The following is a 5,586-nucleotide window of genomic DNA, read 5'->3' on the forward strand; positions in this document are numbered from 1 at the left end:
GCCACATATAACACTGCTTCTCTTCTTTGAGCACATTGAGCGGCGTTTCATCCGCTTGAACCACCACTTGTTGAAGTAGGTGCTCTTTCAAGGCGGCATACAGCGGGGCGAACTTCTCACTGACTTGGATGACCCACCTAGCCATGGTGGTACGTGATAGCTCGATACCCGACTGGGTAAACAGCGATTCTTGACGATAAAGTGGCATCGCGTATTGGTATTTTCCAAGAATGATGTTGGTCAGCAAACTTTCTGTGGCGAAGCTTTTAGGGATGAGGCTCTGAGGGGATGGCTTCTGAACGATTCGGCTGCTGTCGCCTGTTTTCTCGCACTGACGACAAGCATATTTAGGTTATCAAGCTGTCCGTTCTTAATCATAGTCCAAAGATCTACCCCTGCAAGAGTAGCTTTTGCTCCTTCATCAGATTTCCACCCTAGGCACTGGTGCATTTTACCTTTCACTCTACGGTGACTTTGTTCAGATACATTACCTGAAGCACTTCAATTAGATTGAGCATCTTCCCCGTTAACCAAAGGCTGACGTTGATATTATGTAACGCTAATGCGTTAGCACCACTCTTATCTATCACGACCTTTTCGGGCAAGCCTTTATGGCTAATTGCCTGGTGAAGAAGGCGCGAGCTGCCTTCTCGTCACGGTATTCGCACAGTAAAAAATCAATCACATTACCGCATTTATCAACGGCTCGGTAATAATACTTCCACTGGCCTTTGACGTTAATGTAAGTCTCATCCATCCGCTACGAAGTAGCGACAGGCTTCTTTCTTCGGTGTGCTCTGTGCTCCAATAGTGGGGCGTATTTGATAACCCACCGATTGATGGTTGAGTGATCAACATCGATACCTCGCTCATTGAGTATCTCTTCGGTTTCACGGTAGATCAGCTTATAAGAAACGTAATAACGAACAGCCGGAAGAATGATGTCGGAAGGAAAGTGGCGCCTGTAAATTTGATGGCCATAGCGTCGGCAGTGGTGAATTTTGATGAAGAGTTTAACCTATCACCACTGTTTACGACAGAACCTGTAATTGTAATATTGTCCACCTTTTCTGATTTTTAAGTCTAATATTAGAAGATTGATTTTGGTATTCAAAGCGTGATAGCAATGTTCTTTACTTTCGATATTGAAGAGGTAAGTGATGACAAAAGCATTTTTGGTTTTGATCGGAGTTGTACTTTTCGGTTGTCGTGATGATTCTACTGAGTTCAGCTTTACCCCTGCTCCTGAAGAGGAATCACCTCAACCCATTACTTTTGAGGCTCAAATAGGTGAAGTGACTATACAAGGCCTCAAAGAACCAATAATCACAGTCGCCCCTTCACTTTCTGCGACTGAAGACGGTACCTCACTGGTTACAATAGAAACGTTCAAAGGGATACCTTATGCTTACTCGGGCGATAGTAGCGAAGGTGATTTTTTCTTCGGTGCGCCTGACCGTTTTGAACACAGTGTGATGCTGCCTCTAGCACAAGCGGTGACCGAAAATAATTCGTATACAGACTTTGGGAATATATGCCCTCAGTTTGGCTCAACAGAATTGTACTCAGAGACCTGCCTTTACTTGAACGTATGGAGACCTAATAATGCGACTTCAGGTGATTTATTACCTGTGTATGTTTATATCCATAGTGGTTCGTTTGAAACGGGATCTGGACACCTGCCCAATATAATTCCAGATGTCGCCGTTGCACAAAGTACAATGAGTGATAACCCCTTTATCGCTGTTACTTTTAACTACCGTCTTGGTTTATTGGGAAAACGGTGGGTTGAAGATGCAGGTCAAACGAAAGGGGGCAACTTTGCGGTTGGTGATCAAAAGCGAGCTCTAGAGTGGGTTAGCCAACATATCGAAGACTTTGGCGGAGATAGTACAAACGTCACTGTATTTGGGCAAGGTGCTGGTGCGACATCAATTAATGCGCTTCAGCAAACAACCAGTGGAGAGCGCGATCCTGAAGATGATATTGCCGGTAATTTCTTTAGCAGAGCGATTATGCAAAGTTTACCGCTCGGACTTTCATTTGAATCATACGCTGCAGCGAAAGACCAATACGACACTTTAGAAACTGCAATGGCAACGCTGTATCCTGATTTAAGTATTAACCAATTGACGGTTGATCAGATTTTAGAACTACAAAAACAAGTAAAAGCAGAAATAACGGGACGCTTGTTTGGTTTACCTGACCAAACCATCGAAAGTATGGTCAGTGACATCTTGGGCTGGATTGAAGATGGCGATAGCACGGAATCGATTGTGGCGAAGCTTACTTTGAAATACGCATCGGATATTGCAGCAATCGAACCGCGAGCGAAATTACTTCCCTTTTCACCCTACATTGAGTCCCATCGTGAGTGCATAAAGACATTCCTTGGGGTTTGCACAGAATATGAGGAATACCCAGGCTATCACGTAACAAGCCTCGCTCATGAAGCTCCTTTAACCGTCCCTTCTATTATAGGATTTAATAACAATGAAACGGATAGTTATATAGCGGAGTTAAAGTTACTATTCTTGATTAATATAGAATTATTACCGGGTATTAAATTACTTGATGTTGTTCTATTTTTAATAGGAGATAGTGATGATATTCGTGATTTGCCACAAATAGCAGATATACCTGCGTACACGTTAATATCATCAATCCTATATGTAGATCGGTTGACCGACACGCCTTTACGCTTTGATGATTTCTCACCATCGGAAAATCCTACCACTTTAGATGGGGTATCAGAAGAGATAAGAAAGTTTAATCAATTAAATAATCAATTGATATATAAATGTGCTATTCGTGATTACGCAAAAGAAGTCGATCATGACATCACTCCTATCATTTATCATTTTGACTATGTCGCAAGTTTTAATAACCAGCTGATTGAAGACTCTATTTTTGACACAATAGGTAATTTGGCTTGCTTCGGTGGAAAAGCCTGTAACCAAGCTGAAATTCCTTTTGTATTTAATCGATTATATAACCAAATCGGATCGAAGATAGCGCCTGATGAAGGTGACCTTCTTCTTATGGGAGAAGTATCGAGTTTGTGGTTTAGCGATGAATTATTCAACCCTGAATATCGATACCAAGAAGATACAGATAACATATTGGTGATAGTTAATAATGCCACGGATGATGGTGGCGAAATAAACAAGAATATTACAGCGTGGGATGCTACGATAAATATGGGTATTGATGCTAGCACATCACAAGGTATTTGTGATGCTATTTACTAAGTCGTCTTTTATTACAGTGAGGTAGGAATGATGCTACATAGAGTTTGTTGGATAGAGATGAAAGTAAATCATCGAAATTTTTTTTTATTTTATTTCGTAGATCTTGGTGCGTAAGTTTCTTTTCTTTTATTTTGATACTCTCTAATATTGCTAATGCAAAAGAAGCTTCGATTTTTGAGCAGTATGGCATACCGGAACACCTACCTAAGTATGGTATTAGTACTTTATCTCAAGGTGATCATATTGTTGAGCACGTTCGTAAAGTCACTTCAATTAATGAGGAGGCTTCATCTTCATCTTTTTATTTAGTGCAAACAACAGATTTAAAGGGAAATATTGATTTGAGGATTAAATATTTTCAGGATCAAATTTCTCAAATCGATGGTGAACCTTCACTCTCAGAAGATGGTGGAGCGATAGACTCCATTGAATATTTGACTAAAACAGAATATCGACTTCGCGCCTACTCAGATAGTTACGATCGGTCTTCGGTTACCGTTGAAGAATTAGATGAACGTCGTGCAATTGTACGTTTTAACTATTCTAAGTATCAACTACCTCAAGATGTCGCCTATTTTCGTTTCATGCGAGTTGAGATAAGTGTTGAAGATCGCAAGCCTGTTAAAATGGTGATCACTAATTCGCAACCATTTACCTATGGTACTTATAGAATTGAGGATTATAGACAAGAAATCTTAATCAGTGAGCGTTACAATGGTCAATTTTACGTTAAAAGCAAAACCATTGTGGCAAACGGAGTAACTAGAAAAAAAGAAAAGCTTACTCTGTCATTGCTCATGACTCCCGTCGCTTTTTATGACGATGTAGATGGTGTCGAAGTTCTAGATAGTGAAAAGCTTGAAGAAGCATCAGATCCTCGTATTCGAGAAGAAAAGGTCGAGGTCAGTAGTTTTTTCCCACTGATGGGAGACTTAGTCCGTAGACAAGGTATTGATATTCCTCTTCCATACGGTTTTTCTGTCGCTTATCGCAATCAAGATATGGATCTTGGCTTTCAATCTTTTAATTTAGGTCTCGGAGCATTAGGCCTTCAGAATTTAGATAAGGACTTTGAACCGACAGAGACCTTCGCCAAAGTTAATGCTGAGAGTTTTAGTATAAGGGGAGATGTCTATATTTTGCCTTTCTGGAATGTTTACGCTTTAGCTGGAAAGATTAAAGTTAAGGCAACCATTGATGCGCAATATACATCGGAGAGTTTAAACGAAGTTAAAGATAGTTTAAACGGCATCGATCCTGGATTAGGTGATGCCTTATGTAGTGCGCTAAGCAATGAAGGACTCCCTCTGTGTAGCCCTGGTCGATTGAAGCTTCCTTTAAGTCTTGACTATGATCTGTTAGGTGTGGGTACTACACTAGCCGTCGGGTATAAAGAATTTTTCGCCACGCTTAATATGACCGCATCTCAAACACGATTAGAGGGCTCTTCGAGCTGGGGTGATACTCTGTTTGTTGCTCAACCAATGGTTGGTTATCAGCTTGTTGATTATAGAGCTCAGTTATTAATTGGTGCTGAATATCAAGGCTTAGATTCTACGTTAGCCGGTAATCTAGGTTATGTAGATGCGTTACAAGGTGAGTTCACTTATGACGTTGATGTTTCTCTAAATCAATGGGCTTATTTGATTGGTTTTAATAAGCAAATAGGTAAACACTATAATATCACAGCCCTTTATAATAAAGGTGAAACAAGAGAAGCATATACAGTTAGTTTGGGCTATCGATGGTAAATGATTGTGTTAATACTAAGCTGAAATATGGGGAGTATCCGTAGCTCAATTTATTTAACATTAATCTAACAATGTGGCCATGGAACATCTTAGTTTCTTATGGCCATTTTTTTGTTCGGGTAGCATTCTGATTTAAAGGCTCTCCGCCACTTGAAACGCAACACCTCACCCGCGAGAAGAGATGCATCAAGCACTTGCGTATTTTCATCCAAGCACATCGAAGTTGATTATAATCGAACAAGAAGGACAGTGCTCTTGGATATCTAAGCCCAGTTAACTTTAAAAAACAATATGTCGCTTATGCGTATTTAGGTGATTGCGATCGGCTGTTTCCCCCGTGTCAGCATAGTTGTCGTCTAGATTTTTAAGGGGATAACAATGCCAGCTAATCCGTAAGCGTGCCATGAACACCGCATTCTAATCTTTCAGCACGAAGAATAAGATCAACTCTCCAACCCAAAGGAGAGTTGAAATGGCAAAACGACGTACCAACCTAGAATGGCAATCACTGTTTGAGCAATATGAAAGCAGCAGTGTTACCCAACGCGCTTTTTGTGAAGAGCATGGACTGAGTTTATCCACGT

Annotated in this window: 3 protein-coding genes and 2 pseudogenes; 3 read left to right on the top strand and 2 right to left on the bottom strand. The window is 40.6% G+C overall.

Going from position 1 to position 5,586, the window contains the following annotated elements:
- A pseudogene (locus AB6E52_RS22610) lies at positions 1 to 352 on the bottom strand (transposase); the annotation flags it as partial.
- Between the two features lie 5 nt (positions 353 to 357).
- Positions 358 to 970, bottom strand: a pseudogene (locus AB6E52_RS22615) (IS6 family transposase); the annotation flags it as partial.
- A gap of 190 nt (positions 971 to 1,160) precedes the next feature.
- On the opposite strand from AB6E52_RS22615, the gene AB6E52_RS22620 reads away from it, so the two are divergent.
- The 3 genes from AB6E52_RS22620 to tnpA form a co-directional block, all read left to right on the top strand.
- Entirely contained in the window at positions 1,161 to 3,251 is a 2,091-nt protein-coding gene (locus tag AB6E52_RS22620; RefSeq protein ID WP_102319738.1) for a carboxylesterase family protein, read from the top strand.
- A gap of 47 nt (positions 3,252 to 3,298) precedes the next feature.
- Positions 3,299 to 5,002, top strand: a complete 1,704-nt coding sequence (locus tag AB6E52_RS22625; RefSeq protein WP_241910562.1) for a hypothetical protein — start codon at positions 3,299 to 3,301, stop codon at positions 5,000 to 5,002.
- Between the two features lie 472 nt (positions 5,003 to 5,474).
- Positions 5,475 to 5,586, top strand: a 112-nt coding sequence (gene tnpA, locus AB6E52_RS22630; protein ID WP_408063604.1) for an IS66 family insertion sequence element accessory protein TnpA, incomplete at its 3' end; no start/stop codon positions are given.

This window comes from Vibrio sp. 10N.247.311.13 (genome assembly GCF_041467595.1).
In the GTDB taxonomy this organism is placed as follows: domain Bacteria; phylum Pseudomonadota; class Gammaproteobacteria; order Enterobacterales; family Vibrionaceae; genus Vibrio; species Vibrio crassostreae_C.

Bases quoted from the DNA above. Each gene is read 5' to 3' on its own strand.
- AB6E52_RS22620 (WP_102319738.1), top strand. From the start codon at position 1,161: ATGACAAAAGCATTTTTGGTTTTGATCGGAGTTGTACTTTTCGGTTGT.